The 26,006-nt window shown below is 63.6% G+C and carries 27 protein-coding genes; 9 read left to right on the top strand and 18 right to left on the bottom strand.

Annotated elements, in window-relative coordinates; genetic code table 11:
- Positions 1-147: 147 nt before the first annotated feature.
- Positions 148-2,208, bottom strand: a complete 2,061-nt coding sequence (locus DW352_RS10230; RefSeq protein ID WP_162826895.1) for a hypothetical protein — start codon at positions 2,206-2,208, stop codon at positions 148-150.
- 283 nt (positions 2,209-2,491) lie between these two features.
- On the opposite strand from DW352_RS10230, the gene DW352_RS10235 reads away from it, so the two are divergent.
- From DW352_RS10235 to DW352_RS10250, 4 genes are all read left to right on the top strand, one after another.
- On the top strand, positions 2,492-3,118 hold the full coding sequence (locus tag DW352_RS10235) for a pyroglutamyl-peptidase I (protein ID WP_115690903.1): 627 nt from the start codon (positions 2,492-2,494) through the stop codon (positions 3,116-3,118).
- Positions 3,119-3,151: 33 nt separating this feature from the next.
- Positions 3,152-4,498, top strand: coding sequence for a TIGR03808 family TAT-translocated repetitive protein (locus DW352_RS10240; RefSeq protein WP_115690905.1), 1,347 nt, complete (start codon positions 3,152-3,154; stop codon positions 4,496-4,498).
- A gap of 182 nt (positions 4,499-4,680) precedes the next feature.
- Entirely contained in the window at positions 4,681-5,457 is a 777-nt protein-coding gene (locus tag DW352_RS10245) for a DUF3750 domain-containing protein (RefSeq protein WP_245434397.1), read from the top strand.
- 161 nt (positions 5,458-5,618) lie between these two features.
- The gene (locus tag DW352_RS10250; protein WP_115690907.1) at positions 5,619-6,263 is read left to right on the top strand and encodes a TIGR04282 family arsenosugar biosynthesis glycosyltransferase; all 645 of its coding nucleotides are present in this window, start codon (positions 5,619-5,621) and stop codon (positions 6,261-6,263) included.
- Between the two features lie 12 nt (positions 6,264-6,275).
- Here the strand turns inward: DW352_RS10250 and DW352_RS10255 are convergent, their stop codons facing one another.
- The 13 genes from DW352_RS10255 to hpaH all read right to left on the bottom strand — a co-directional run bounded on the left by DW352_RS10255 (position 6,276) and on the right by hpaH (position 19,020).
- Positions 6,276-7,373 (bottom strand): NADH:flavin oxidoreductase/NADH oxidase, encoded by a 1,098-nt coding sequence (locus DW352_RS10255; protein ID WP_115690909.1) that lies wholly within the window; start codon positions 7,371-7,373, stop codon positions 6,276-6,278.
- Positions 7,374-7,411: 38 nt separating this feature from the next.
- Entirely contained in the window at positions 7,412-7,738 is a 327-nt protein-coding gene (locus tag DW352_RS10260; protein WP_115690911.1) for a c-type cytochrome, read from the bottom strand.
- Positions 7,735-7,983: a hypothetical protein gene (locus tag DW352_RS10265; RefSeq protein WP_162826896.1), complete on the bottom strand. Its 249-nt coding sequence runs from the start codon at positions 7,981-7,983 to the stop codon at positions 7,735-7,737. The genes DW352_RS10260 and DW352_RS10265 overlap by 4 nt, the downstream gene beginning before the upstream one ends.
- A 220-nt stretch (positions 7,984-8,203) precedes the next feature.
- Positions 8,204-9,847: a hypothetical protein gene (locus DW352_RS10270; protein WP_162826897.1), complete on the bottom strand. Its 1,644-nt coding sequence runs from the start codon at positions 9,845-9,847 to the stop codon at positions 8,204-8,206.
- 200 nt (positions 9,848-10,047) lie between these two features.
- Positions 10,048-11,019, bottom strand: a complete 972-nt coding sequence (locus tag DW352_RS10275) for a branched-chain amino acid ABC transporter permease (RefSeq protein ID WP_115690917.1) — start codon at positions 11,017-11,019, stop codon at positions 10,048-10,050.
- Complete coding sequence (locus DW352_RS10280) at positions 11,019-11,906, bottom strand: branched-chain amino acid ABC transporter permease (protein ID WP_115690919.1); 888 nt, start codon at positions 11,904-11,906, stop codon at positions 11,019-11,021. Before DW352_RS10280 ends, DW352_RS10275 begins: the two co-directional genes overlap by 1 nt.
- A gap of 138 nt (positions 11,907-12,044) precedes the next feature.
- Positions 12,045-13,256: an ABC transporter substrate-binding protein gene (locus DW352_RS10285; protein WP_115690921.1), complete on the bottom strand. Its 1,212-nt coding sequence runs from the start codon at positions 13,254-13,256 to the stop codon at positions 12,045-12,047.
- An 82-nt stretch (positions 13,257-13,338) separates the two neighbouring features.
- Entirely contained in the window at positions 13,339-14,550 is a 1,212-nt protein-coding gene (locus DW352_RS10290) for an ABC transporter substrate-binding protein (protein ID WP_115690923.1), read from the bottom strand.
- Between the two features lie 41 nt (positions 14,551-14,591).
- Positions 14,592-15,308, bottom strand: coding sequence for an ABC transporter ATP-binding protein (locus tag DW352_RS10295; RefSeq protein WP_115690925.1), 717 nt, complete (start codon positions 15,306-15,308; stop codon positions 14,592-14,594).
- On the bottom strand, positions 15,301-16,059 hold the full coding sequence (locus tag DW352_RS10300; protein ID WP_115690927.1) for an ABC transporter ATP-binding protein: 759 nt from the start codon (positions 16,057-16,059) through the stop codon (positions 15,301-15,303). The genes DW352_RS10295 and DW352_RS10300 overlap by 8 nt, the downstream gene beginning before the upstream one ends.
- 176 nt (positions 16,060-16,235) lie before the next feature.
- Positions 16,236-17,240, bottom strand: coding sequence for a VOC family protein (locus DW352_RS10305; RefSeq protein ID WP_115690929.1), 1,005 nt, complete (start codon positions 17,238-17,240; stop codon positions 16,236-16,238).
- A 104-nt stretch (positions 17,241-17,344) separates the two neighbouring features.
- Positions 17,345-18,112: an HpcH/HpaI aldolase family protein gene (locus DW352_RS10310; RefSeq protein WP_115690931.1), complete on the bottom strand. Its 768-nt coding sequence runs from the start codon at positions 18,110-18,112 to the stop codon at positions 17,345-17,347.
- Positions 18,113-18,237: 125 nt separating this feature from the next.
- On the bottom strand, positions 18,238-19,020 hold the full coding sequence (hpaH, locus tag DW352_RS10315; protein WP_115694350.1) for a 2-oxo-hept-4-ene-1,7-dioate hydratase: 783 nt from the start codon (positions 19,018-19,020) through the stop codon (positions 18,238-18,240).
- A gap of 156 nt (positions 19,021-19,176) precedes the next feature.
- On the opposite strand from hpaH, the gene hydA reads away from it, so the two are divergent.
- From hydA to DW352_RS10330, 3 genes are read left to right on the top strand one after another with little or no spacing between them, the layout of a single operon-like run.
- On the top strand, positions 19,177-20,583 hold the full coding sequence (gene hydA, locus DW352_RS10320; protein WP_115690933.1) for a dihydropyrimidinase: 1,407 nt from the start codon (positions 19,177-19,179) through the stop codon (positions 20,581-20,583).
- 43 nt (positions 20,584-20,626) lie between these two features.
- Positions 20,627-20,923: a nucleotidyltransferase family protein gene (locus DW352_RS10325; protein ID WP_115690935.1), complete on the top strand. Its 297-nt coding sequence runs from the start codon at positions 20,627-20,629 to the stop codon at positions 20,921-20,923.
- Positions 20,913-21,254 (top strand): HepT-like ribonuclease domain-containing protein, encoded by a 342-nt coding sequence (locus tag DW352_RS10330; protein WP_115690936.1) that lies wholly within the window; start codon positions 20,913-20,915, stop codon positions 21,252-21,254. The genes DW352_RS10325 and DW352_RS10330 overlap by 11 nt, the downstream gene beginning before the upstream one ends.
- Positions 21,255-21,458: 204 nt before the next feature.
- Here DW352_RS10330 and DW352_RS10335 read toward each other — a convergent pair whose 3' ends face one another.
- The 4 genes from DW352_RS10335 to DW352_RS10350 all read right to left on the bottom strand — a co-directional run bounded on the left by DW352_RS10335 (position 21,459) and on the right by DW352_RS10350 (position 23,627).
- On the bottom strand, positions 21,459-21,791 hold the full coding sequence (locus tag DW352_RS10335; protein ID WP_115690938.1) for a GCG_CRPN prefix-to-repeats domain-containing protein: 333 nt from the start codon (positions 21,789-21,791) through the stop codon (positions 21,459-21,461).
- Positions 21,792-21,835: 44 nt separating this feature from the next.
- On the bottom strand, positions 21,836-22,486 hold the full coding sequence (locus tag DW352_RS10340) for a CoA transferase subunit B (protein WP_115690940.1): 651 nt from the start codon (positions 22,484-22,486) through the stop codon (positions 21,836-21,838).
- 1 nt (position 22,487) lies between these two features.
- Complete coding sequence (locus DW352_RS10345) at positions 22,488-23,216, bottom strand: CoA transferase subunit A (protein ID WP_115690942.1); 729 nt, start codon at positions 23,214-23,216, stop codon at positions 22,488-22,490.
- A gap of 78 nt (positions 23,217-23,294) precedes the next feature.
- Complete coding sequence (locus DW352_RS10350) at positions 23,295-23,627, bottom strand: hypothetical protein (protein ID WP_115690944.1); 333 nt, start codon at positions 23,625-23,627, stop codon at positions 23,295-23,297.
- A gap of 166 nt (positions 23,628-23,793) precedes the next feature.
- Here DW352_RS10350 and DW352_RS10355 point away from each other — a divergent pair, with 166 nt between their 5' ends.
- Together DW352_RS10355 and DW352_RS10360 are read left to right on the top strand one after the other, a co-directional pair.
- Positions 23,794-24,702: a D-2-hydroxyacid dehydrogenase gene (locus DW352_RS10355; protein WP_425374655.1), complete on the top strand. Its 909-nt coding sequence runs from the start codon at positions 23,794-23,796 to the stop codon at positions 24,700-24,702.
- Positions 24,703-24,723: 21 nt separating this feature from the next.
- Positions 24,724-25,917 carry a M24 family metallopeptidase gene (locus DW352_RS10360; protein WP_115690948.1) on the top strand — a complete coding sequence of 398 codons (1,194 nt, stop codon included), beginning with the start codon at positions 24,724-24,726 and terminating at the stop codon, positions 25,915-25,917.
- Positions 25,918-26,006 lie beyond the last annotated feature (89 nt).

Here is a 26,006-nt window from a genome sequence, read left to right on the forward strand (position 1 = left end):
ACATCAGCTACGGCGCGCAAAGCGGGGCCTAGTTCGAGGACATGGTCATATCCACTTGTCACCCACAGCGAACGCGCGCAATTAGCGAGACACAAACTCGGACTGGAGAGGTTACGATTTAACTCACAGGGCGTCTCGCGTTTGTCGTCAAGCTCGCCTGTATTTCGCAAGGAGCCCGACACGTGCGCTGTGAGAAATCTCCGTCATTATATCCCCACTGCCGAACGTAATGCTTCCCAATGGCGCCAGTGCCGCGCGAAGATCGGCCGATCCGCGGCAAAGGAAATACAGCTGATCAATTGACAGCCACCAGCAAGAAGGCAAATAACGACGAATGAATTTGTCTAGAGGCTCCCCAGTCAGAGAAATGATTGCGTTGACGCCGCCCTGAAGCGCCGCGATAGCATCATTTACTTTTTTAGCTTCCTTTTGATTGGCGGGATCTGCGGCTGTCAGTTTAACCCCGTACAAAGCGCTAATCAGCCCACGCAAAAATAGCCGATCTTGCATCGAGCCGTGATCAGTCATTGTGACGCTGATTTTCGTCAGATGTCGTTCGCCAAGATGTAATGACTTCCCGCTGATGAAGTGTAATCCAGACCCACAAAGATGCTTTTCATGACGGGCCATCTGGACCAAGGGATCGAGGAAGCCTTGTGCCAGATCGACTGCCGCTGACAAGGAATTGCCTGCTCGTGCCGCATTGGTCAGTGGCTTCTTCTTGCACTCAAGCAAAATTAAGTCCGCGGCCGTTTCTGAGACCACATCGACCTCGAATGTCGGGGATCTCTTGGTGGTGCCTTCCTTGTATTTCTCGCCCAGGACTTCTGGTGCTTTTCCGGTGCTAGCGATTGCGTCAGCCGTGAGAAGTTCGAGGGCCGCGCCCATTGCTCGCTCAAGCTGGGGATGTTTCATATCGCGCAGAAGTGCGTAAATTCGCTCGTACATCGCTCGCCCAAAAATTCCTCGCGGAGGGATCAGCCAAACGTCCTTGCTGAGCCGATAAAGTGGGAAATAGGGAGCGTTCCGCTTTGCCGTTTCGAACGGCGTGGAATAGCCGTCATTGAGCTTGTCGGCAGTAATGGCAAGCAACTCAAACAACTGACTGACGTTTGCAAGCCCTAACTCAGCATTCACGTGCTCACAGGGATGAGTGACGATAAATTTGTCCACTGATGACAATTTGAATAGCGATGAAACGAAGCGCCGCCATCCCGCCATTTGGATAACAGGCAAGGGTATCCCGGTTGCTTCAAGATGCCCAAGCCACTCCCGCAGAAGGTGTTCCGCGACAGTCGGCTGCCATTGCTGAAATCCGAAAAGTTCATCGTAAAATATGCGATCAACCAGCGTGTTGTGAAAATTGCCAATTGCGACACCCATATTCTCATAGACGAGATACGATTCGACGTCGAACACAGCACCTAAATCACGTGCCAATTCAATTGCGCGCCCGAAGTCATCCTTGGGGTGTGTCGATGTTTGCGCAGCACCGAGGTGCTTCAAGGCCAAATTATACAGGAAATGGAATGGAATAGCCGGCTCTCGATGCTGGCCTAGCTGATCGACGATCCGCCCATACAGAAGCGACCCTTCGTACATTCGCCCATTGGCGGTGTGCCAAGCCAAAATATTACCAATAACGTTTCTGCCGCCGAGAGACCGGATGGTCGCCTCTATATTTGCGCATATCTTAGAGACGTCTTTGTCATCCAAGCTCGGTCCGAATGTCGATAGCGTGATCTGAAATCCACGTTTCTCCCAACGCTTGCACGCGCCGGCAACGGCGTATGCACGAGAAAACCGGTTAATGTCGTAATGATTGAAGTCGGCGAGCTCCATCGCACGGCGAGCCCTTGAGATCGCCTGCTTCCAGGTCGCCTCTTCGCTAAAAGGGACGACGAAGCGGCAATCCTTGTAGTCATCATTGGACTGACTGAGAGCGTCCCGTATGTAGTTTATTAACGTATATTGCTCTGGGTCTATGCGTCCGAGAAGCGCTGCGATGCAGATCGGCTTGCGAAGGATCGAGACCGCGTCCACCAGCAATCCGCTGTTCGGTTTTAAAAGGAGCCCCCTGATCTCCTTTAGTTGAGCATCTTGTTCCTTCCGTCGCTCCGCCAGTACATCTGGTATAGGCTTAAAGTTTTCCGCATTTGGCGTTGACGTGGCGAGCGCCAGATAGGTGGCGAAGGAGGATGCGGTCAACGGGACTGTATTCATTGTCGATGATCAGCGCGCTTTTTTTGCCATGCAACCCTACCCGGTACACTACTCTCTGCACAACCGAGCATCCGCGCGCTAGAAAAGGAGAAATTGGAGAGAACGGCCACGCGAGCCGGCCTCTCTCGGCCTCATGCTGAGGAGCGCTGCAAAGCAGCGCGTCTCGAAGCATGGGGCCGCCCCATCCTTCGAGACGCCCGCCTTCGCTACGCTTCGGCGGGCTCCTCAGGATGAGGCGGACAGCCGCTCTCGGATGTTAAAAGAAAACATGACCACCATCCTCATCACCGGCTTCGGCCCCTTCCCCGGCGCGCCGTATAATCCGACCGAGAGGCTGGTGCGCGCGCTCGGCAGCGTGCGGCGGCCGGCGCTGCGCGACGTCACCATCGTCACGCATGTCTTCCCGGTGAGCTACGCCGCGGTCGACCGCGACTTGCCGGCGCTGCTCGCCAAGCACAAGCCCGACGCGGTGCTAATGTTCGGCCTCGCCGCGCGGACGCGGCACATCCGCATCGAGACGCGCGCGCGCAACGCCCTGGCGCTGATGCCGGATGCCACCAGCGCCTCGCTGCGGCGCAGCCAAATCGTGCGCGGCGCCCCGGCGGCCCTGCCGCTGCCGGCGCCGGTGCGGCACTTGCTCGCGGCGGCGCGGCAGGCGCGCCTGCCGGCGGCGCTGTCGCCGGACGCCGGGCGCTATCTCTGCAATTACCTGTGCTGGCGCGCGGCCGAGGCCGCCGGCAAGCCCGGAGGCCCGCGCGCGGCGGCGTTCGTCCATGTGCCGCTGACGGCGCGCGGAGCGCAGGCGCGGCGCGGCGGCCGGCGGTTCGCCGCCCACGACCTCGCCCGCGCCGGAACCCGCATCCTGCTGGCGCTGGCGGCCGCGGCGCGGCGTTAACCGGCCTTAACCCGGCCGGCGCACAATAGGCCCATGCCCGTCGACCGCCGCCGCCTCCTGATCGCCGCCGCCGCGAGTGCGGCCACCGCGTCCGCGGCGCGCGCCGCGCCCTTGGCGACGTTCGGGGTCGATGCGGCGCAATACGGCGTGCGGCCGGGCGCGGCCGAGGATCAATCGGCGCGGCTGCAGCGCGCGCTCGACGCCTGCGCGCAGAGCCGCGCGCCGCTGATGCTGGCGCCCGGCGTCTACCGGGCCGGCGATCTCAGGCTTGCGGCCGGGGTCCAGATCTTCGGCGTGCGCGGCGCGACCAGGCTGTCCTTCACGCGCGGCGCGGTGCTGATCGCGGCGCAAGGCGCCGACAGCGTGACGCTGTCCGGCCTCGCCTTCGAGGGCAACGGCGTTGCGCTGCCGCAGAACCGCGGACTCGTCGATCTTACGTCGACGCGGGGCTTGCGCCTGACGGATTGCACGGTCAGCAACGCCGGCGGCAACGGCGTCGCCGTCACCAACAGCGACGGCGCGATCATCACCGGCAACACGATCGTCACATCGGCGGATAACGCGCTCTACGGCGTCGACAACACCGGCGCGATCGTGAGCAACAACGTCATCCGTGGCTGCGGCAATGGCGGCGTTCGCGTGTGGCAGAGCGCGAAGCGTCATGACGGCAGCGTTGTTGCCGCCAACACCATCGAGGACATCGCCGCCCGCGCCGGCGGCACCGGGCAGAACGGCAACGCCGTCAACGTCTTTCGCGCCGCTAACGTGATCGTGCGCGACAACACGATCCGCCGCTGCGCCTTCTCGGCGGTGCGCGGCAACCAAGCCTCCAACATGCAGGTGCTCGGCAACAATTGCGCGGTGATGAAAGAGGCCGCGATGTACGCCGAGTTCGGTTACGAAGGCGCGGTGTTCGCGAACAACGTGATCGACACCGCCGAGAACGGGATCGCCGTCACCAACTTCAACGACGGCGGCCGGCTCGCCGTCGTGCAAGGCAATCTCCTGCGCAATGTCGGCGTGCGGCGGCCCGACAACCCACCGGAATGGACCGGCGTCGGCATCGGCGTCGAGGCCGAAGCCGCCTGCACCGGCAACGTCATCGAGGACGCGCCCGGCTACGGCATTCGCGTCGGCTGGGGCCCCTATCTGCGCAACGTCACGGTGACCGGCAACGTCGTGCGCAACGCCGGCATCGGCATCGCCGTCTCCGTCGTGCGCGGCGCCGGCGACGCGACCATCACCGGCAATCTCATCGCCGGCGCCAAGCGCGGCGGCATCGTCGGCATGGAATGGGCCAAGGCCGTCACCGGCGATCTCGCCAAGGACGGCGCGGCCGCCTATCCGCAGCTCAAGATCGCGGACAATCAGGCGCGGTGAATTGCCGTCATCCTGAGGTGCGAGCGCAGCGAGCCTCGAAGGGTGACGGCGTCACCTCATTGGCCGTCGCCCTTCGAGGCGCCCCTTCGGGGCGCACCTCAGGGTGACGGGTCTGACACCGCGCCGGGACACGCATCGCCGCTTGCCCTCGTGCCGCCGCGAACCCACCTATACTGCTCGCCATGCGCTCCCGCCGCTTCAGCCGCGTTGTTCCGATGTTCGCCATCCTGCTTCTCTTTCTCGGGCCGCTTGTCGCCCGCGCCGCGCTTTACGCCGTCGGCAACGACCCGCGTTCCTGGCGCGACGCCGACTGGTCGAGCGCGGGCCTGCTGCCGCCGGCGACCGCCGACAAGGACGCGCGCGTGGTCGTCTTCACCGGCACGACGGGCGCCTGGAAGGGCATCTTCTCGGTGCACAGCTGGATCGTCTACAAGCCGGCCAACGCCAGCGCCTGGACGCGTTACGACGTGGTCGGCTGGGGCCAGCCGGTGCGCAACAACAACTGGCCGCCGGACGGCCGCTGGTACGGCAATCTGCCGGTGGCGATCGCCGACGTGTCCGGTGCCGAAGCCGAAAAGATGATCCCGCAGATCGAGGCCGCGGTCAGCGCGTATCGCTACGCCAAGGCCGGCGATTATCGCATCTGGCCGGGACCGAACAGCAACAGCTTCGTCGCCGCCGTGCTGCGCACGGTGCCCGAGCTTGGCGTGGCCTTGCCGCCGAATGCGGTCGGCCGCGATTATCGCGACGGCTTCTATGCGGGGCTCACCGACAGCCATACGGGCGTGGAGATCAGCGTCGGCGGTCTCGCCGGCTTCAAGCTCGGCTGGGTCGAAGGCGTGGAAGTGAACCTGCTCGGCCTGGTCGTCGGCATCGACTTGCGCCAGCCGGGCGTCAAGCTGCCGGGCTTCGGCCGCATCGGGTTTGGCGCGCCGGCAGCCGTGGCGCAGGCGCGCTAGCAGCGTTCGATCGGCCCGCCGGGCGGCGCGGTTCACATCCGGCTAACCACCCTCGCGCTGCGTTGCCGCCAAAGCGGCCATCATCGCGGTGTCACGGTTGATGCGACCGCCATGCCTGGCGTATTTCTGCAGGGTCGATCCAGAAAAGCTCGGCTCTCCTTATGGTTACTCCCCTGCCCGACGCCAAGACAGCCGTTGCCATTCTCGCAACGGCACCGATTCCAGGCGTGGCCAAGACACAACTCATTCCGAGCATCGGCGAGCAGGCGGCCGCCTTCCTGCAGGAGCGGCTGACGGACAGGGCTGTGACCACCGCCCTCTCGGCCGAGGTCGGCCGCGTCACGTTGTGGGGGACGCCCGATACGAGCCACGACACGTTCCTCTCGATGGTGGCGCGCAAGCCGCTGACATTGCGCCCCCAGCCGGCGGGCGATCTCGGCGCGCGCATGCTGGCCGCCGCCACCGCCGCCCAGGGGCCGGTGCTGTTAATTGGGACCGCGTGTCCGGCGCTGACGCCGCGGCATCTGCGTAGCACCGCGAAGGCGCTTCAGGACGGCGCCGAAGTCGTGCTGATACCGGCCGAGGACGGCGGCTATGTGCTCATCGGCCTGCGCCGGCCCGAACCGTCTTTGTTCGCGCAAATCCCGTGGGGCACGCCGAAGGTCCTCGCCGAGACGCGCGCGCGTGTCATCGCGAGCCGGCTCGTGCTGAACGAATTTCCGCCGCTGTGGGATGTCGAGACCGCAGACGATCTCCCGCGCATGCTGCGCGAGATCCCGGAGCTTGCGCTGACGGCGACCGGCTAAGCGGCCGTCCGATCAGGCCTTCGCCGCCGGCGCCCACAGCTTCGGGCCCGCGCGCAGATACTGCCGCGGCCGCTTCACGTCGGCGCCCAGTGCCTTGGCCGCGTGCCAGCCCCAGTGCGGATCGTCGAGGAAACCGCGGGCGAGCGCGACCATGTCGGCGTGTCCTTCGCCGATAATCTGCTCGGCCTGCTCCGCCTTCACGATGAGGCCGACAGTCCGCGCGGCAATGCCGGCCTCCTGCTTCACCCGCGCGGCGATCGGCACGTTGTAGCCGGGCTCGCTCGGATTGCGAATATCGGCGGCAACGCCGCCCGACGACACGCAAAGGTAATCGAGCCCCTCGGCCTTGAGCGCCTTGGCGAGAGCGACGGCCTCGTCGGGCGTGATGCCGCCCTCCCGCCAGTCGCTCCCGGTGATGCGAGCGCCGAGCGGCACCTCGCGCGGCACGGCGGCGCGCACGGCCCGCGCGACCGACAACGGAAAGCGCAAACGGTTCTCGAACGAGCCGCCATATTGATCGGTGCGCTTGTTGGCGATCGGCGACAGGAAGCCGTGCAGCAGATAACCGTGCGCCATATGCAGTTCGATGGCATCGAATCCGATGCGCAATGCGCGTTTGGCCGAATTGACGAACGCGTCCCGGATACGATTGAGATCCGCCTCGGTCGCCTCGCGCGGCGTGTGCCAGCCGTCGCCGAACGGAATCGGCGACGGGGCGAGGGTTTCCCAGGGGTCTTCGCCCGCCTTCAACGACGTGACGCCGTCCCACGGCTTCTGCGCCGAACCCTTGCGGCCGGAATGGGCGAGTTGAACGCCGAACTTGGCGCTGCCCATGCGCCGCGCCTGCGTGATAACGCGCGCCAGCGCGAGTTCGTTGTCGTCACTGTAGAGGCCGAGGCAGCCATGGGTGATGCGCCCCGCACGCTCGACATGCGTCGCTTCCACCACCACCAGCGAGGCGCCAGAATGCGCCAGCATGCCGAGATGCATCAGGTGCCAATCGGTGGCGCAGCCGTCGTCGGCCGAATACTGGCACATCGGCGAGACGACGAGGCGGTTGGCAAGCTCGAGGCCCGACAGCTTGATCGGCGAAAACAACGCATGGCTCATGGAGAAAACTCGCGGTCGACGCGCGCCGGCCGGAATGGTCAGCGCTGCTGGATCGACTTCAGATAGGCAATGATGTCACCGACGTCATCGGCGTCAAACTTGAATTCGGGCATATCGGGATGGCCGGAAACGATGCCCTCGCCCAGCGCCTCCTCGAGCGATTCAATCGGATAGCGCTGACCGAGCGTACGGAAGGGGGGCGCGAATTTGTGCGGGCTGTCGCCGGTGCGGCCCACGGCGTGGCAGGAGGCGCACTCCTTCTGCAGCAATTCGGCGCCGTGTTCGGGATTGTCTTCGGCCAGCGCCGAAACGCTCAAGACCGCCCAAACCAGCGCGGCGCACGGGACAAGACGAACGGCACTCATGCGGCTTCGCGAAAGACGTCCTGGATGTCCGGCAAGACGGGCGCCGGCCCGCCGGAGATTTGCTGAAAGGCCTTCGCGACTTTTATCACATCCAGCATGCGCGCGGCGAACTCTTCCTGGCTGGCATAATAGTGTCGCCAGCGGCCGCTACGATACATGTCGAGATAGGCGGCAACACGACGCTCGGCGAGCGCATGCCATTGGCGCGCTGAGGCTTCGATGCTGAACCGGCTGAAAGCCGCCATGAAGGGGTCCGTGACCAAGGCCGGCTGTGGACCGCTCGATCGACGGATCGCGCGGTAACCGGCTAATGCACGCAGACGCCACCGCAAAAAGTTTTCAACTGATTCGATTCGTACAGTGATTCGTGCGATTTCCCAAGGAAATCGCACGGCTCTATCCCCGCAATCCCTAGGCGGCCGGCTTCAGAAAGACCCGTACGAGTCAAGGCACGGCTAGGCCTTGTCAGCGCTGCGGCTCGCCCGCCGAAAGCTGTTGCCGCTGGGGCACGGCCGAGGTGGCGCTACCGTTCACGCGGTACAGCTGGAAGTTCGTGCCATCCTGCATGAGCGTCAGATGCGCCGGATCGGGATTGTCCGCATCGCTGTCGGTGAACAGCAGATAGACGTAGTCGTAGTGCTTCGGCCAATTATCCCAGTACTTCGGCGCGTCCGGGTCCTCGCGATCAGCAGCGATCAAGAGGCGCGCAACGGTCGGCGGCGTGCCGTCCTCGTTATCGACGATGCTGCGGTACTCGGGTTTGACGTGCAGCACCTGCTTGCCCTTGACGCTGAACACGGTCGTCACCAGCGCCGAGCGTTCGATGATGGCGAGACAGGCGGCGTGAACGAGACCGTATTCGGCAACGTCGTCGCCGCCGTCACCCTTGGCATAAGCGACCAACACCTTGGCGCCAGGCTTGAGGCGCTTCACCGAGGCGCGGAATTCGCTGGTCGACGTCGACAGCTCCGCCCAGGTCACGTCCACCTCGATGACGCGCACCAGGAGCGTCACGACAAGGAAGGCCAGGAAGCCGCGGCGGACCAGACGGTGGCGCAGATCGATATCGGCGCAGGCGATCAGCATGAACACGAAGGCGATCGGCAGCCGCTGGTCGGCCATATAGGTCGCGAAGGCAACGCGCGGCATCGCCAGATAGACGATGCCGCAGACCGCGAGCATGACCCAGAACAGCGGGTGGAAGCGCACCAGATTGCGGCGCACGGCCCAGGCCATGCCGGTAATGGCAAGCGCCAGCAGCGCGAAGGCCGCGATGTCCGAGTAGACCTGAACGGCGTAGATGAGGCCGTCGATCTTGCCGAGCCGCTCCCAATAGTTCTCTTCCGCCAGGCGCATGGTCGGGCTGAGCAGCAGCAGCGGCAGCGCCGGCAAGAACGGAATACCGGTGGCCACGAAATCGACGAGACGCCAGCCGAGCGGCTCCTGCCGGCGCGTCCATAGCCGGTACAGCTCCATAGCCAGCAGGCCGACGCCGTACACGCCGAGCGCCGAGAGATGGCAGAAGAACAACGACACGGTGAACAGCGTCGAGACGCCGAGCCTGATCGCCCAATGCTTCTCGCGCAGGAAGGTCCAGCACGCGAGCGCCCACAAAGCGAGGCCGATGCCGAAGATGTAGTTGGTCAGGCCGACCAGAAAGACGTGATTGTAGAGCAGCGGAAACGCGACCAGCGGAAACGCCGACCAACGCCCGAACAGCGCGCGGTTGAGCGCAATCGCGCCGGAGATCAGCAGCGCGAACATCGCGATCAGGAAGATCTGACCGGCATGATAGACCGACACCACGCGCGCGATCACGGGCACGATCAGGTCCATCATCAGATTGGGGATCGGCTGCCAGACGATCTCGTAGAAGCGCGACAGGTTCGGGTCCTTGCCGATATTGGCGATGACCTGCATGCGCGAGAGGTGATTGACGTAGTCCGACAGCGGCGGGACCGGATTGGTCCAGATCGGGATCGACGCCACCACGAGCATCAGGATCGTGACCACCGCAATCTGGCCGCCGGAAAGGGCGGCCAGGCGCCGCCGCGGCGGTACGGCCGCGGGCTCGGGCGCCAGGGTCAGGCGGGGGTCATGAACGTTCATTTCGGCCGGTTCCGGGAAGGGCATGGCGTGCGACGATTCGCGCACCATACGGCCAGGAACCTGACCCGCCGATGAACGGGGCCGACTAAATTCGCCCGAAAGCGGGCAAAGTTCCCGCCCGGTACCCCCCGCCTGCCGCCGACGGGCGACGCAGGCCAGGACTGCCCCCCGGCCCTACCCCGCCCCCCGGGGCCGCTTTCCTAGAGCTTGATCCGCAGCCAGTGGGCGAATTCGCCGACGATGCCGCGCCGGAACAGAAGCACGCAGGCGACGAAAATGACGCCCTGGATCACCAGCACCCACTCGCCCACCGAGGCCAGCTTGTACTGCATGACCAGGATGACGAACGCGCCGACCACCGGTCCGAAGATCGTGCCGAGGCCGCCCACCAGGGTCATCAGCACCACCTCCCCCGACATCGGCCAGTTCACGTCCGTGAGCGAGGCAAGCTGCAACACGATCGCCTTGGTGGAGCCGGCGAGGCCCGCCAGCGTCGCCGACAGCACGAAGGCCATCAGCTTGTAGCGGTCGGTCTTGTAGCCGAGCGAGATGGCGCGCGGCTCGTTCTCGCGGATCGCCTTCAGCACCTCGCCGAAGGGCGAGTGGATGATGCGATAGATGAACAGGAAGCCGCCGAGGAAGATGGCGAGCACGAAGACGTACATCGTCATCTCGTTCTTGAGATCGAAGATGCCGAGGAAGTGTCCGCGCGGCACCGCCTGGATGCCATCCTCGCCGCCGGTGAATCTCGCCTGAAGGGCGAAGAAGTACATCATCTGCGCCAGCGCCAGCGTGATCATGGCGAAGTAGATGCCCTGACGGCGGATAGCGAGCGCGCCGGCGAGCAGGCCGAACACCGCCGCCGTCGCCGTGCCGGTCAGGATCGCGAGCTCGGGCGACAGGCCCCAGATCTTGGCCGCATGCGCGGACAGATAGCTTGCCCAGCCGAAATAGAGCGCGTGACCGAACGACAACAGCCCGACATAGCCGATCAGCAGATTGAAGGCGCAGGCGAACAGCGCAAAGCACATCGCCTGCATCAGGAACAGCGGATAAGTGACGAAAGGCGCGACGATGAGCGCCGCGACCATGATGACGAAGGCGATGGTCTCGCTCTGCGCCCGCAAGGCGGATGGCTGCTTTTGTGCCACGGGGTCCATTACGCGTTCCATCACCTGCTCCGCCCGAACAATCCGGCCGGCCGCACCAGCAGCACAATGGCCATGATCACGAAAATCACCGTATTGGAAGCCTCGGGGAAGAACACCTTGGTCAACCCCTCGATCACGCCGAGCCCGAAGCCCGTGACGACGGCGCCCATGATCGAGCCCATGCCGCCGATCACCACCACCGCGAAGACGACGATGATGAGCTCCGAGCCCATCTGCGGCGAGACGTTATAGATCGGCGCCGCCATCACGCCTGCGAAGGCGGCGAGCGCGACGCCGAAGCCGTAAGTGAGCGTGATCATGCGCGGCACGTTGATGCCGAAGGCCCGCACGAGCGTGGGGTTCTCGGTCGCCGCCCGCAGATACGCGCCGAGCCGCGTGCGCTCGATCACGAACCAGGTGCCGATACATACGGTGAGCGACGCGACGATCACCCAGGCGCGATAATTCGGCAGGAACATGAAGCCGAGGTTCTGTCCGCCGCGCAGCGAGTCCGGCAGCGTATAGGGCAGACCGGCTGAGCCGAACGAATTGCGCGCGAGCCCTTCGAAGATCAACGCGAGGCCGAAGGTCAGCAGCAGCCCGTACAGGTGGTCGAGCTTGTACAGCCATTGCAGGAACAGCCGCTCGATGATGATGCCGGTGACGCCGACGAGGATCGGCGCCACGATCAGCGCCGGCCAATAACCGAGCCCGGTGTATTGCAGCAGCAGATAAGCCGCGAAGGCGCCGAGCATGTACTGGGCGCCATGGCTGAAATTGATGATGTTGAGCATGCCGAAGATGACGGCGAGACCCAGACTGAGAAGCGCGTAGAACGAGCCGTTGATCAACCCGATGAGGAGCTGACCGAACAGAGCCGTCGACGGAATGCCAAAGATTTCGAACATGCGTTTTCCGTGAGAGATGCCCTCATCCTGGGAGGCGGCCAACCTTCGTTGGCTGCCGTCCCGAAGGATGAGGGCGGACCCTTGCACCTCACCCTTCGACGCGCGCCTTCGCGCGCGCCTCAGGGTGAGGTCCGTGCTTTAGCCCTTGACCAGCGGGCAGCCGCCTTCGTTCAGCGGACGGAAAGCTTCGTCCGCCGGGATGGTGGCGCGCAGCTTGTAGAAGTCGCCGGGATACTTCGACTCCGCCGGCGTCTTCACTTCGAACAGATAGGCCGGGTGAATCTTGCGGCCGTCGGCACGCACGGTGCCCTTGCCGAACAGCGGGTCGTCGGTCGGCAGCTTCTTCATCTCCTCGACCACCGCCTTGCCGTCGGCGGCGCTCTTCAGCGCGGCCACGGCCTTGAGGTAGTGCAGCGTGCCGGAATAGACACCGGCATGCACCATGGTCGGGAACTTGCCGGGCGCGTTACGCTCGGCCTGCCAACGCTTGGTCCACTCACGGTTGGCGTCGTTCATGTCCCAGTACCAGGTCTCGGTCAGCACCAGGCCCTGCGCGGTGTTCAGCCCGAGCGCGTTGACGTCGCTCGCGAACACCAGCAGGCCGGCGAACTTCTGGCCGCCCTTGACGATGCCGAACTCCGCGCCCTGCTTGATCGAGTTGATGGTGTCGCCGCCGGCATTGGCGAGACCGATGATCTTCGCCTTGGACGACTGCGCCTGCAGCAGGAACGACGAGAAGTCGTTGGTGTTGAGCGGGATGCGCACCTTGCCGAGCACCTTGCCGCCGTTCTTCTCGACCACCGCCGACGTGTCACGCTCCAGCGCATGACCGAACGCGTAGTCGGCCGTCATGAAGAACCAGGTGTCGCCGCCGGTCTTCACCAGCGCCTTGCCGGTGCCGTTGGCGAGGTTCCAGGTGTCGTAGGTCCAGTGCACCGTATTGGCGTTGCACTTGGCGCCGGTCAGATCGGAGGCCGCGGGGCCCGAGCCGATGAAGACCTTGTTTTTGTTGGCAGCGACCTGGCTGATGGCGAGCGCGACACCGGAGTTCGGCACGTCGATGATCATGTCGACCTTATCGACATCGAACCATTGATTGGCGATCTGCGAGCCGATGTCGGGCTTGTTCTGGTGGTCGCCCGAGACGAGTTCGACCTTCACATTCGGATTGGACTTCTGGAAGTCGGCGATCGCCAGCTTGGCGGCAGCGACGGAACCGGGCCCACCCACGTCGGCATAAAGGCTCGACATGTCCGACAACACGCCAACCTTCACGGTGACCTGCTGCGCGCTGGCGACCCCGCAAGTCAGAACGGCGGCAAGCGCCGCCAAACCTATCGTCTTCTTCATCTGTTTCGTTCCTCCAATATTGTTCGATTCAGTTTATCGGCCCTGGCGGCCGAAGCCGCCAAGGCGAACGCGTTACGCGGCTCTAGCCGCTGACCAAGGGACACCCTCCATCCTTCAGCGGGCGGAAAGCTTCATCGGCCGGAATAGTGGCGCGCACTTTGTAGAAGTCGCCGGGATATTTCGACTCCGACGGCTTCTTGACCTCGAACAGATAGGCCGGGTGAATCTTACGGCCGTCGGCGCGAATGACACCCTTGCCGAAGAGCGGATCGTCGGTCGGCAGCTTCTTCATCTCCGCGACGACCGCCTTGCCGTCAGCGGCGCTCTTGAGCGCGGCGACGGCCTTCAGGTAGTGCAACGTGCCGGCATAGACGCCCGCCATGTTCATGGTCGGCACCTTGCCGGCAGCGTTGCGCTCGGTCTGCCAGCGCTTGGTCCAGGCGCGGCTGGCGTCGTTGAGATCCCAATACCAAGTCTCGGTGAAGATCAGACCTTGCGCCGTCTGCAGGCCGAGGGCGTTGATGTCGCTGGCAAAGACGAGGAGCCCGGCAAGGTTCTGACCGCCCTTGACGATGCCGAACTCGGCCGCCTGCTTGATCGAATTGATGGTGTCGCCCCCGGCATTGGCGAGACCGATCACCTTCGCTTTCGACGCCTGCGCTTGCAGCAAGAAGGACGAGAAGTCGTTGGTGTTGATCGGATGGCGGACTTTGCCGAGCACCTTGCCGCCATTCGCTTCGACGACGGCCGCGGTATCGCGCTCGAGCGCGTGTCCGAAGGCATAATCGGACGTCAGGAAGAACCAGGTGTCGCCTCCGGTCTTGACGATCGCCTTACCGGTGCCATTGGCCAGCATCCAGGTATCGTAGGTCCAGTGCACGGTGTTCGGGCTGCACTTGGCGCCGGTCAGGTCCGAAGACGCCGGCCCCGAGCCGATAAACACCTTGTTTTTTTGCTTGGTAACTTCCGCGATCGCCAGCGCCACGCCGGAATTCGGCACGTCGATGATCATGTTGACCTTGTCGACGTCGTACCATTGATTGGCGATCTGCGTGCCGACATCGGCTTTGTTTTGATGATCGCCGCTGACGACCTCGACCTTGACGTCGGGATGATCCTTCATGAAATCGGCAGCCGCCAGCTTGGCCGCGACCACGGAACCCGGACCGGTAGCATCCGCATAGAGGCTGGACATGTCCGTCAGCACGCCGATCTTCACGTTGGTCTGTTGAGCAAAGGCAGGACTGAAGGCGAGAACGGCAGCGACTGCCGTCAAGGCTACTGCTTTCTTCATTGCGACTTCCTCCCGGCTTTATCGTTGAACTCGTCGGTTCGTCACACTCCCAGATATTCGTGCAGTTTCTCGACATTGGCATCCAGTTCGCTGCTGGCGAACTGGTCGATGATACGGCCGTGCTCCATCACGTAGTAGCGGTCGGCGACGGTCGAAGCGAAACGGAAGTTCTGCTCGACCAGCAGGATGGTGAAGCCCTGCTCCTTGAGCGCGCGGATGGTCTTGCCGATCTGCTGGATGATGACCGGCGCCAGACCCTCGGTCGGCTCGTCGAGCAGCAGCAGCCGCGCACCGGTGCGCAGAATGCGACCGATGGCCAGCATCTGCTGTTCGCCGCCCGAGAGCTTCGTGCCCTGGCTCGAGCCGAGGCGCTCCTTGAGGTTGGGAAACAGCGTGAAGATCTGATCGAGCGTCAGCCCGCCCGGCCGCACCACCGGCGGCAGCATCAGGTTTTCTTCGACACCGAGACTGGCGAAAATGCCGCGCTCTTCCGGGCACAACGCGATGCCCGCGCGCGCGATCTGATCGGAAGTGGCGCCGATCAACTCGCGGCCCTCGAAACGCACCGAACCGGTGCGCTTGCCGACGATGCCCATGATCGACTTCAGCGTCGTGGTCTTGCCCGCGCCATTGCGGCCGAGCAGCGTCACCACCTCGCCTTCGCGAACCTCAAAGTTCACGCCATGCAGGATGTGGGACTCACCGTACCAGGCTTGCAGTTCCTTGATGGCGAGCAAAGGGGGCGTCACATCAAGCATGACCGACCCCCATATAGGCTTCACGCACGTCCGGATTGGTCGATACCGTTTCGTAGTTACCTTCGGCCAGCACCCGGCCGCGCGTCAGGACGGTGATGGTGTCCGACAAATCCGAGACGACCGAGAGATTGTGCTCGACCATCAGCACGGTGCGGTCGGCCGCGACGCGCTTGATGAGTTGCGCGATCCTATCGATGTCCTCGTGACCCATGCCGGCCGTCGGCTCGTCCAGCAGCAGCATTTCCGGATCGAGCGCGAGCGTCGTCGCAATCTCGAGCGCGCGCTTGCGGCCATAGGGCAGCTCGACGGCGACCCAATCGGCGAATGACGACAAGCCGACATCGGCGATGAGCTCCAGCGCACGATCGTTGAATTCGTTGAGAGTCGACGCCGACCGCCAGAAATCGAACGAGCCGCCGCGCTGGCGTTGCAACGCGATGCGTACGTTCTCCAGCACGCTCATATGCGGAAAGACCGCCGAGATCTGAAACGACCGGACGAGGCCGAGGCGGGCGACATCGGCCGGCTGTAACGCCGTGATGTCCTCGCCCTTGAACAGAATACGCCCGCGGCTGGGGCTCAGGAATTTGGTGAGCAGGTTGAAACAGGTTGTCTTGCCCGCTCCATTCGGCCCGATCAGGGCATGGATGGTGCCGCGTTTGACCTGCAGGTCTACCCCGTTGACGGCGACGAAGCCGGCAAAATCCTTGGTTAAATCCTCAGTACTGAGGATGATGTCATTGTTTTTCATTATGAGCGTTCCCCTCGCCCGGCATTGTCTGCATCTTTTCACGCAGCGCAAGTCCTACTAATGGCCCGCTTTTTGGCGTTCGAACCAAAAAACGGACCAGCGCCGGTCTGCCGTCAAAAGAGGCAGACCAAGCGCTGGGCACAGGGAGTTTTTTTATGCGCGAGCGGCTGGGGGGATTAGAAGAAAACCGGGAACTCCGGGGTTTTGGCGAGTTCGCCTTTACCTTCGACATCCGGTGTCGCGTATTGAATGAAGCTGTCCGGTAGGGTTGCACCCCAATACGTGCCGGTGCCACGTTCCTCTTCATTCCAGGTCACCGGCTCCCAGTCGGGCGCCGTCACCAGGAAGCTGCCGGAATAGATTTCGACGCGATTGCCACCGGGCTCGTAGGTGTAAAGATAGAAGCCCTGCGAATTATTGTGCTTGGACGGGCCAGCCTCGATGAAGACGCCGTTCTCCGTTAGGATGTCGGCGGCGCGCAGCACGTCGTCGCGGTTATCGACCCAAAGTGAGAAATGGTGCAGGCGCCCGTGCGCGCCCTTCACATCCACCACGTAAGCAAGCTGATGGTGGATGGCGGTCGGGCTCATCCATGAGCCGATCTCTGTCTTGCCATTGTCATAACGGACCTGCTCACGCAGTTGGAAGCCCAACAGATCGGTCGCGAACTTGCGATTGGCCTCTACGTCGCTGGCGAGCAGCGCGAGATGATCGATCCGGCGCACGCCGACGCCACGGCCCGTATATTTCTGCGGCAGGTTCTTCAGATTGGAATGCAGTTCCGGCGGCGCGACGAATTTCTGTTCCTCGAAGTATATCTCCATCGTGTGACCGTCGGGATCGCGGAAGCGATAGGAACGGCCGCGGCCGAAATCGCCGTTGGTCCAGCCAATGCCAAGGCCGGCATCGGCCAGCGCCTTCGCGCGGCGTTCCAACGCCTGCGGACTGGCGGCGCGCCACGCGACGCAACCGACACCGGCATTGCGGGAGGCCGTCAGCTTCAATGTCGAGGTGGCGTAATCGCCGTAACCGCGCAGGTGGACGCTCTCCTTGGCGCGATGGACAACCTCCATCCCCAGGAGTTCGCGGAAGTACCACAGACTTTCTTCCGGCTTGGGCGTGAACAGCTCGACGCTGCCGAGATGTGCGATGTCGTGGATAGGTTCAGCCTGCGCCGCCATGAAAGTCTCCTTGGTTCCCCGCGCAACTATCAAGCGCGGGGTCCCAAGAGGCTTTGATCTAGCGCAATTTTTACCGCCCCGGCGAACGCCGGAGGCGGTTGTTCTCAGCCCTTGAACTTCTTGGCGAGGGTATCGGCATTCTTGGCGAGCAGGCCAATATCCGACCCCACCGCCACGAACAGATAGCCCCACTCGATATAGCGGCGGGCTTCGTCCTCGTTGCCGGTCAGGATCCCGGCCGGCTTGCCGACGGCCTTCAGACGGGTGACGGCGTCCTTGATGGCCGCCTGCACGTCCGGGTGGGCCGGATTGCCGATGTGACCAAGCGACGCGGCCAGATCCGAGGGACCAATGAAGACGCCGTCGACGCCATCGACCTTGGCGATGGCTTCGAGCTCCTTCAGCGCCTCGCGCGTCTCGACCTGCACGAGCACGCAGATCTCGTCGTTGGCCTTGGAGAGATATCCGGGCACGCGTCCATAACGGCTGGCGCGCGATGCGGAGGCCACGCCGCGGATGCCGTGCGGCGGATAGCGCGTCGAGGTGACGGCGCTGCGGGCTTCGTCCGCATTCTGCACATAAGGAAACAGCAGCGACTGCGCGCCGATGTCGAGGCAGCGCTTGGCCAGCACCGCGTCGTTCCAGGCCGGGCGCACGATCGGCGTCGCGGTGCCGCGCTGCACGGCCTGCAGTTGCTGCATCAAGTCCGGGATTTCGTTCGGCGAATGCTCGGTGTCGAGCAGGAGCCAGTCGAAACCGGAATCCGAAACGATCTCGGCCGCGATGCTGTTGCACAGGCTCGACCACAGGCCGATCTGCAATTTGCCTTCAGCCAGCGCGTGCTTGAAGGTGTTCTTCTGGAATTCGGGCATGTTGTCTTCCCTCCGCCGTCATCGCCCGCGCAGGCGGGCGATCCAGTACTCGCTGGCTCTCGCTTCAGGCAGCGGCGCTTGTGAATACTGGATGCCCCGCTTTCGCGGGGATGACAGCCAAACGATTATACGAACTGGATGGCGATGCCGCCGAGCGGCCCGAAGTCCGCGTGCAACGTGTCGCCCTTCTGCGCAAACACCACGCGGGTGAACGAACCGGCGAGCACAATGTGCCCCGGCTCGAGCGCGTGGCCGTAGGTGCAGATCTTGTTGGCGAGCCAGGCGACGCCGAGCGCCGGATGGCCGAGCACGCCGGCGGCGAGGCCGGTCTCCTCAATCTCGGAATTGCGATACATGATGCCGCCGACCCAGCGCAGATCGACGTCCATCGGACCGACCGGGCGGCCGCCAAGGGCGATGCCGGCGGCGGCGCCGTTGTCGGCTACCGTGTCGACGATCTTGCGCGGATCGGCGATGCGGGCGTCGACGATCTCGATCGCCGGGATCACATACTCGGTCGCGCGGAGCACCTCGGCGAGGCCGACATTCGGACCCTCGAGCCGCTTGCCCATGACGAAGGCGAGTTCGACCTCGACGCGCGGCTTGCAATAGTCGGCGTGCTTCACCTTGGCGCCGTCGCCGATCATCTGGTCGTCGAGGATGTAGCCGTAGTCCGGCTCGTCGATCATCGAGGAGCGCTGCATGGCCTTGGAGGTTAGGCCGACCTTGTGGCCGATCAGCTTGGCGCCGGCCGCGATCTTGCGCTGGCAGACCTCGGCCGAGATCGCGTAGGAATCCTCGATCTCGATGCCCGGGAAAGTCTGCGAAAACGGCGTGGCCTGTTTACGCTCCTTCTGGGCATTCACCAGGATATCGGCGCACTTTTTACGGTCGGCTTCGGAAAGCATGGTCATCCCTCGTTCTAGATCGGGGCGATCTGTAACGGCTCCCGCCGGAAAATCAAATGACCGCCCCCAAGGGCCGGCCGCCCGGCGTTTCACCGCATGGCACGGGGGTTGCTATAGTCCGTTGCCCGGAGGCAAGCCGGCGCCAGGAGTGACTGAATGACCTTCGACACCATCATCCGCGGCGGTACCGTCGCGACCGCTTCCGACACCTTTTCCTGCGACGTGGGCATCAAGACCGGCAAGATCGCCGCCCTGGGCGCCGACCTCGGCGAAGCCGCCGAGATCGTGGACGCTACCGGCATGCTGGTGCTGCCGGGCGGTATCGACAGCCACGTGCATATCTCGCAGCCGTCCGGCCCCGGCATCGTCATGGCCGACGACTTCGCCTCGGCGACCCGTTCGGCCGCTTTCGGCGGCAACACGATGGTTTTGCCCTTCGCCATGCAGCAGAAGGGCGAGAGCCTGCGCGAGGTGGTGAAGGACTATCACAAGAAAGCGGACGGCCAGTGCTACGTCGACGTCTCCTTCCACCTCATCATTGCCGACGCCAGCGAGCGGGTGCTCGGTCAGGAACTGCCGGCCCTCGTCAACGACGGCTACACCTCGTTCAAGGTGTTCATGACCTATGAGGGCCTCGCCCTCTCCGACATGGAAATGCTCAACGTCATGACCGTCGCGCGCGAGACCGGCGCGCTGGTGATGGTGCACGCGGAGAACTACGACGCGATCCGCTTCCTCACCGACCGGCTCGAGCGCGCCGGCAAGACCGAGACCAAATACCACGGCACGTCGCGGCCGATCGCGGTCGAGCGCGAGGCGACGCACCGCGCCATTTCGCTGGCCGAGATCATCGACGTGCCGATCATGATCGTGCACGTCTCCAACCGCCAGGCGATGGAGGAGATCGCGCGCGCGCGACGGCGCGGCCTCAAGATCTACGGCGAGACCTGCCCGCAATATCTCGTGCTGACCGAAAAGGACATGGACGGCCTCAACATGGAGGGCGCCAAATATGTGTGCTCGCCGCCGCCGCGCGACAAGGAAAGCCAGGTCGCCTGCTGGGAAGGCCTGCAGCAGGGCATCTTCTCGTTGTTCTCGTCCGACCACTGCCCGTTCCGCTACGACGATCCGCAGGGCAAGCTCAATCCGAAGGGCCGCACGAGTTTCCGCTGGGTGCCGAACGGCATTCCCGGCGTGGAGACACGCCTGCCGATCTTGTTCTCCGAAGGAGTCGGCAAGGGCCGCATTTCATTGAACGAGTTCGTGGCGCTGACCGCGACCAACCACGCCAAGACCTACGGGCTCTATCCAAAGAAGGGCACCATCGCCGTCGGCACGGACGCGGACATCGCCATCTGGGATCCGAACCGCAAGGAAACGATCTCGCAATCGCTGATGCACGGCAACACCGACTACACGCCCTACGAAGGCATCGAAGTCACCGGCTGGCCGGTGTCGACCATGGTGCGCGGCAAGTTCGTGGTGCGCGACGGCAAGCTCGTCGGCAAGCTCGGCGGCGGCGACTATGTGAGCCGTGAGAAGTCGAAGCTGGCGGTGCCGTAACCGACAGGTGGAACAAAACGCCACTTTTTGCTATGATGTTAAGATGCGCCGTGACGAGGTCCTTGCCCGCCTGAAGGAAGCCGAGCCCGCTCTGCGGGCGCGCGGAATCAAGCGCGCGGCCGTGTTCGGCTCTGTGGCACGTGGTGAGGAGCGGCCGGATAGCGATATCGACATTCTGGTGGAGTTCGAGCCCGGACGAGAAGGCACGATCTACGACTACGTTGCGCTCAAGGAATTCGTCGCAGGTCTGTTTGAAGGTCCAGTCGACGTCATTGATCGCGCCGGCCTCAAGCCGCATTTGCGCGCACCCTCCGCCCGTGATTCGATCTATGCATTCTGAAAAAACTCGTGGCTATCTCGAGGACATGCTTCGCCATATCGAACTCGCCGAGCGCTTCACGACAGGCCTCGGCTACGAACAATTTTGCCAAGACGAGCGAACGCTTCTCGCCGTCATACGATGCCTCGAGATTGTTTCTGAAGCGTCCCGGCGCCTTCCGGATGACCTGAAAGCCCGGCACGTCGACATCCCTTGGCCCGACATGGCCGCGGCGGGAAATTTCTATCGACACGATTACGGTGGGATTACTTCGCAACGCGTCTGGAATACGCTCCGCGAGCATCTGCCACCGTTACGCAAAGCCGTCGAACAAGAGCTCGCACGCGATTGAGCTGCTTATCGCCCCCACGACATTTCGACCTAGCGGCCATGCGCCCTCCGACTTCGTATCGCTCGCCGAGATTTTATGGTGATTTGTCCCCGGACTTGTTCCAGCGACCTCGCTTAGGACGGCGCCGTGCCTCTCTAAACGTTATGGCCGGGACAAGCCCGGCCATTTCTTTTCTTGATAGCAAGTAGTCGTTGCTGACGCCGATCAATACCCGCGATACGGCTTACACAGCCCATCTTGAATCGTGTAGCCGCGCTGCGCGCAGGTCGGGCGGCCATCGCGGCCCCGTACCGGCCGGGCATAGCGGCGATCATCACCGCCGCCGCCAAAGTTGAACTGGAACCCGGGTGCCGGCGCCGGCTCGTAATAACGCGGCGGCGGGCCGTAGCGGTCCGGCGGCGGATAGTAGCCGGGCGGCGGCGGCCGATAGTGCCGCTCCGGCCGGCAGGCATAGCCGTCGTAGTAGTAGCCGCGGCCGCAACCGTCACGCGCCTCCGCGACCGTCGAGCCCGCCAGCGCGGCGACCCCGACGGCCAATCCGATTCCGCAACTCCAAAATCCGCGCCCCATCTTCGGATCCTTTAGTGCTTCAGCTTCGCATCGACCGCGAACTTCGCTTCGGTCTTCTTGGTGATCTCGTCGAGCGTCACGCCGGGCGCGAGCTCGATCAAGGTCATGCCGCCGGCCTTCTTGTCGATCGAGAAGACGCCAAGGTCGGTGATCACCATATCGACGACGCCGGCGCCCGTGAGCGGCAGCGTGCAGCGGTGCAGCAGCTTGGGCTCGTCCTTGGCGGTGTGTTCCATGATCACGACCACCTTCTTGACGCCGGCGACGAGGTCCATGGCGCCACCCATGCCCTTCACCATCTTGCCGGGGATCATCCAGTTGGCGAGATCGCCGTTCTCCGCCACCTGCATCGCGCCAAGCAGCGCCAGATCGATGTGGCCGCCGCGGATCATCGCGAAGCTGTCGGCCGAGGAGAAGAAGCTGGTGGTCGGCAGTTCGGTGACCGTCTGCTTGCCGGCGTTGATGAGGTCCGGATCCTCTTCCCCTTCGTAAGGGAAAGGCCCGAAGCCGAGCATGCCGTTCTCGCTCTGGAGCTGAACGCTGACGCCCTTCGGGATGTAGTTCGACACCAGGGTCGGGATGCCGATGCCGAGATTGACGTAGAAACCGTCGCGCAACTCCTTGGCGGCGCGTTCGGCCATCTGATCGCGGGTCCAGGGCATATTAAACCTCCTCTCCGGTGCCGGCCGCCGCCGGACGCTTACGGACGGTGCGGTTCTCGATGGGCTTCACGTAGTTATGCAGTTGCACGATGCGCTGCACGTAGACGCCAGGGGTGATGATGGCATCCGGGTTGAGCTCGCCCGGCTGCACCAGGTGCTCGACCTGGGCCACCGTGACCTTGCCGGCCGTCGCCATCATCGGATTGAAGTTACGCGCCGTCTTCCGGTAGACGAGGTTGCCTTCGGTGTCGCCCATCCAGGCGTGCACGATCGACAGGTCGGCGACGATGCCGCGCTCCATGATGTAGCGCTCGCCGTCGAAGATGCGCTCTTCCTTGCCTTTGGCGATGTCCGTGCCGGCGCCCGTGCGGGTGAAGAAGGCCGGAATGCCCGCGCCGCCGGCGCGGATGCGCTCGGCGAGCGTGCCCTGCGGGTTGAACTCGATCTCCAGCTCGCCGGCGAGGTACTGTTTGGCGAACAGCTTGTTCTCACCCACGTAGGAGGAGATCATCTTGCTGATCTGGCGGGTCTCGAGCAGGAGGCCGAGGCCGCCGCCGTCGACGCCCGCGTTATTCGAGACGAAAGTGAGGTTTTTCACGCCGGAATCGCGGATGGCGTGAATCAGGATTTCCGGCACGCCGCAGACGCCGAAGCCGCCGCAGCAGATCAACATGCCGTCTCTGAGCACGTCGGCGAGGGCCGCCTTCGCGTCTGGATAGACTTTCTTCATACTATTTTCTCATCCGCCCTGATGGCAGCCTCCCCGTTCTGCGGGGAGAAAACATCAAATCACCGGTCCGATGCAAGCCTATCGCGCGGGTGCCGGCGGGGTGATGTCGGTGACCGGATTTTGCGGTCGCTGCGGCTGGACCGGCGCGGCCGGTGCTGGCGGCGGCGGCGCGGGGGCCGCAACAGGCGCCGGCGCCGCGAGCCGCGTGGGCAAAGGCAGCCCGTGCGGGTAATAGGTCCAGCCCACGAAGAAGGCGGCAAAGAGGACTGCCGAAAGGAACGCCGCCATGCCGCGATGGCCGAAGGTCAGCACATTCGCGATCAAGGTGGCGAGGAACACGAGGACCGCCAGAACCCCGACATAGACCCAGTCGACGGTGGCGAGATCGATGGCAGACAGATCGATCGGCACGGAGAGCCTCCTTTGCAATAGACGGACATACTAGCAGGCCCGCGATGCGGGTCACAGTCAGCCGCTTATTTCCCAACAACTCATTTGAGACTATACCTGCGGCGCCATGACAAACGTGCTCATTCTCACTGAAATTCAAGAAGCGATGCAGCAGCGTTACAAGCAGATGCTGCTGGAAAGGTTTCCGCAACTCACCATCAATGTGGTGGGCCACCACACCAAGGTCGAACCTTATATCGCCGACATTGACGTTTTGATGTGCTTCTCGCCGCCCATGGCGGATCACGTGGTGCGCGACGCGCCAAAACTCAAGTGGATCCAAGCGCTCGGCACCGGCGTCGACAACATCGTCGATCTGCCTTCGCTCGGCAAAGAGGTGGTGGTCACCAACGTACGCGGCATTCATGGCGCGCCGGTATCGGAAGCCACCATCGCCTACATGCTGTCGCTCGCCCGCGATCTACCGCGTTCGGTGCATGCGCAGGATCGCAGCGCCTGGGAGCGCCGGCCCGCGCAGCTGCTCGCCGGCAAGACAGTCGGCATTCTCGGGGTTGGGCTGATCGCGGAGTATCTGGCGCCGTTGTGCAAGGCGTTCGGCATGACAGTGGTCGGCATCACCGGCAGTCCGCGACCGACGCCGGGCTTCGACCGGATGGTCAAGCGCGAAGACCTCATCGCGGTCGCGCCGGAACTCGACTTCCTGGTGGCGCTGATCCCGATGAGCGCGGAGACGCACAACATCGTCGGGGCGAAAGTTTTCACGGCGATGAAGCCCACCGCCTATCTCGTCAATGTCGCGCGCGGCGGCGTGGTCGATGAGGAAGCGCTGGTGAAGGCATTGGAGAGCGGCGAGATCGCCGGCGCGGCGCTCGACGTGTTCTCGCAAGAGCCGCTGCCGACCGAAAGCTCGCTCTGGAAGACGAAGGGCATCACCCTCTTCCCGCATCTCGGCGGCTATTCGGAAGGCTACGAAACGCGCGCCATGCCGACTTTGGCCGGCAACATGGCGAAGTATCTCGCGGGCGATCTCAAGAACATGATCAACATCGTGCGTTCGCCTGCGTCTTGGCAATAATAGCGCTCGGGAGGAGCGAATATGGCCCTATCGGAACGTCTGAATACGCCGATCTCCACCGCCGAGCTCGAGCGTCGCTGGCGCGCCGTACGCGCCGCCATGGAACGCGACAAGATCGACGTCCTGCTGATGCAGAACAATAACGATCACATGGGCGGCTATGTGCGCTGGTTCACGGACATGCCGGCGGTCAACGGCTATCCGCAGACTGTGGTCTTCCCGCGCGACGACGAGATGTCGGTGGTCTGCCAGGGGCCGTTCGGCGCCGAGACGGTGCCACCGCAAGATCCGCAGACTTGGCGCGGCGTTAAGAAGGTGTACTCAACGCCGAGCTACGCCTCGGCCCATTACACCAAGGACTACGACCCCGCATTGGCGGCGAAGGCCCTCGCCCCTTACGCCAAAGGGACGATCGGTTATGTCGGCACCTATCAGATGTCATATGCGCTGCTCGACTCCGTCAAGCGCGCCTTTCCGAACGCGCGTTTCGTCGATGCGACCGAAATGGTCGACAAGATCAAGGTGATCAAGAGCCCGGAGGAAATGGAGCTCGTCAAGCGTGCGGCGTCAATGCAGGACGGCGCCATGCGCGCGGCATTCGCGGCGGTGAAGCCCGGCATGCGCGACATCGAAGTCGCGGCGATCGCGCAGCAGTACAGCGTGTCGCACGGCAGCGAGAACGGTATTTATCTGTGCGCCTCGATGCCGATCGGCAAGCCGTCGCCGTTCGGTCCCCGACATCTGCAGAACCGGGTCATTCAGGAAGGCGACCAGATCGCGCTCCTGGTCGAGGATTCAGGCCCGGGCGGCATGTACACCGAACTCGGCCGCTCCTGCGTCGTCGGCAAAGTGCCGCAGGCGATGAAGGACGAATTGGAGTTCTGCAAGCAGTCGCGCAAGTTCACGCTCGACCTATTGAAGCCCGGAACGCCGTGCAAGGACATCTGGGACGCCTACAACGATTTCATGCGCAAGAACGGACGCCCGCCGGAATCGCGTCTCTATTGCCACGGCCAGGGCTATGATCTCGTCGAGCGGCCGCTGATCCGCAACGATGAGCCGTGGACGATCGAAGTCGACATGAACATCGTCGTCCACCCGACCTATCTGCACGCCGGCTATCTCAACTGGCTGTGCGACAACTACCTGATCGGCGGCAACGGCCCAGGCGACCGGCTGCACCAGTTCCCCGAAGAGGTCGTTGAGGTCGGCTAAAAGGCCGGCGCGGCTTTACAGTCGGGTCATTCCGGGGCGCGGGCACTTGCGAGCGAACCCGGAATCCAGCGACAAACTCATTCGACCGG

Origin of the sequence: Pseudolabrys taiwanensis, assembly GCF_003367395.1 — a bacterium.
GTDB classification, from domain to species: domain Bacteria; phylum Pseudomonadota; class Alphaproteobacteria; order Rhizobiales; family Xanthobacteraceae; genus Pseudolabrys; species Pseudolabrys taiwanensis.

Coding starts and splice junctions, on each gene's coding strand:
- DW352_RS10235 (WP_115690903.1), top strand. CDS start 2,492: ATGACCACCATCCTCATCACCGGCTTCGGCCCCTTCCCCGGCGCGCCG.
- DW352_RS10240 (WP_115690905.1), top strand. CDS start 3,152: ATGCCCGTCGACCGCCGCCGCCTCCTGATCGCCGCCGCCGCGAGTGCG.
- DW352_RS10245 (WP_245434397.1), top strand. CDS start 4,681: ATGCGCTCCCGCCGCTTCAGCCGCGTTGTTCCGATGTTCGCCATCCTG.
- DW352_RS10250 (WP_115690907.1), top strand. CDS start 5,619: ATGGTTACTCCCCTGCCCGACGCCAAGACAGCCGTTGCCATTCTCGCA.
- DW352_RS10255 (WP_115690909.1), bottom strand. CDS start 7,373: ATGAGCCATGCGTTGTTTTCGCCGATCAAGCTGTCGGGCCTCGAGCTT.
- DW352_RS10260 (WP_115690911.1), bottom strand. CDS start 7,738: ATGAGTGCCGTTCGTCTTGTCCCGTGCGCCGCGCTGGTTTGGGCGGTC.
- DW352_RS10265 (WP_162826896.1), bottom strand. CDS start 7,983: ATGGCGGCTTTCAGCCGGTTCAGCATCGAAGCCTCAGCGCGCCAATGG.
- DW352_RS10270 (WP_162826897.1), bottom strand. CDS start 9,847: ATGAACGTTCATGACCCCCGCCTGACCCTGGCGCCCGAGCCCGCGGCC.
- DW352_RS10275 (WP_115690917.1), bottom strand. CDS start 11,019: ATGGAACGCGTAATGGACCCCGTGGCACAAAAGCAGCCATCCGCCTTG.
- DW352_RS10280 (WP_115690919.1), bottom strand. CDS start 11,906: ATGTTCGAAATCTTTGGCATTCCGTCGACGGCTCTGTTCGGTCAGCTC.
- DW352_RS10285 (WP_115690921.1), bottom strand. CDS start 13,256: ATGAAGAAGACGATAGGTTTGGCGGCGCTTGCCGCCGTTCTGACTTGC.
- DW352_RS10290 (WP_115690923.1), bottom strand. CDS start 14,550: ATGAAGAAAGCAGTAGCCTTGACGGCAGTCGCTGCCGTTCTCGCCTTC.
- DW352_RS10295 (WP_115690925.1), bottom strand. CDS start 15,308: ATGCTTGATGTGACGCCCCCTTTGCTCGCCATCAAGGAACTGCAAGCC.
- DW352_RS10300 (WP_115690927.1), bottom strand. CDS start 16,059: ATGAAAAACAATGACATCATCCTCAGTACTGAGGATTTAACCAAGGAT.
- DW352_RS10305 (WP_115690929.1), bottom strand. CDS start 17,240: ATGGCGGCGCAGGCTGAACCTATCCACGACATCGCACATCTCGGCAGC.
- DW352_RS10310 (WP_115690931.1), bottom strand. CDS start 18,112: ATGCCCGAATTCCAGAAGAACACCTTCAAGCACGCGCTGGCTGAAGGC.
- hpaH (WP_115694350.1), bottom strand. CDS start 19,020: ATGCTTTCCGAAGCCGACCGTAAAAAGTGCGCCGATATCCTGGTGAAT.
- hydA (WP_115690933.1), top strand. CDS start 19,177: ATGACCTTCGACACCATCATCCGCGGCGGTACCGTCGCGACCGCTTCC.
- DW352_RS10325 (WP_115690935.1), top strand. CDS start 20,627: ATGCGCCGTGACGAGGTCCTTGCCCGCCTGAAGGAAGCCGAGCCCGCT.
- DW352_RS10330 (WP_115690936.1), top strand. CDS start 20,913: ATGCATTCTGAAAAAACTCGTGGCTATCTCGAGGACATGCTTCGCCAT.
- DW352_RS10340 (WP_115690940.1), bottom strand. CDS start 22,486: ATGCCCTGGACCCGCGATCAGATGGCCGAACGCGCCGCCAAGGAGTTG.
- DW352_RS10345 (WP_115690942.1), bottom strand. CDS start 23,216: ATGAAGAAAGTCTATCCAGACGCGAAGGCGGCCCTCGCCGACGTGCTC.
- DW352_RS10355 (WP_425374655.1), top strand. CDS start 23,794: ATGCTGCTGGAAAGGTTTCCGCAACTCACCATCAATGTGGTGGGCCAC.
- DW352_RS10360 (WP_115690948.1), top strand. CDS start 24,724: ATGGCCCTATCGGAACGTCTGAATACGCCGATCTCCACCGCCGAGCTC.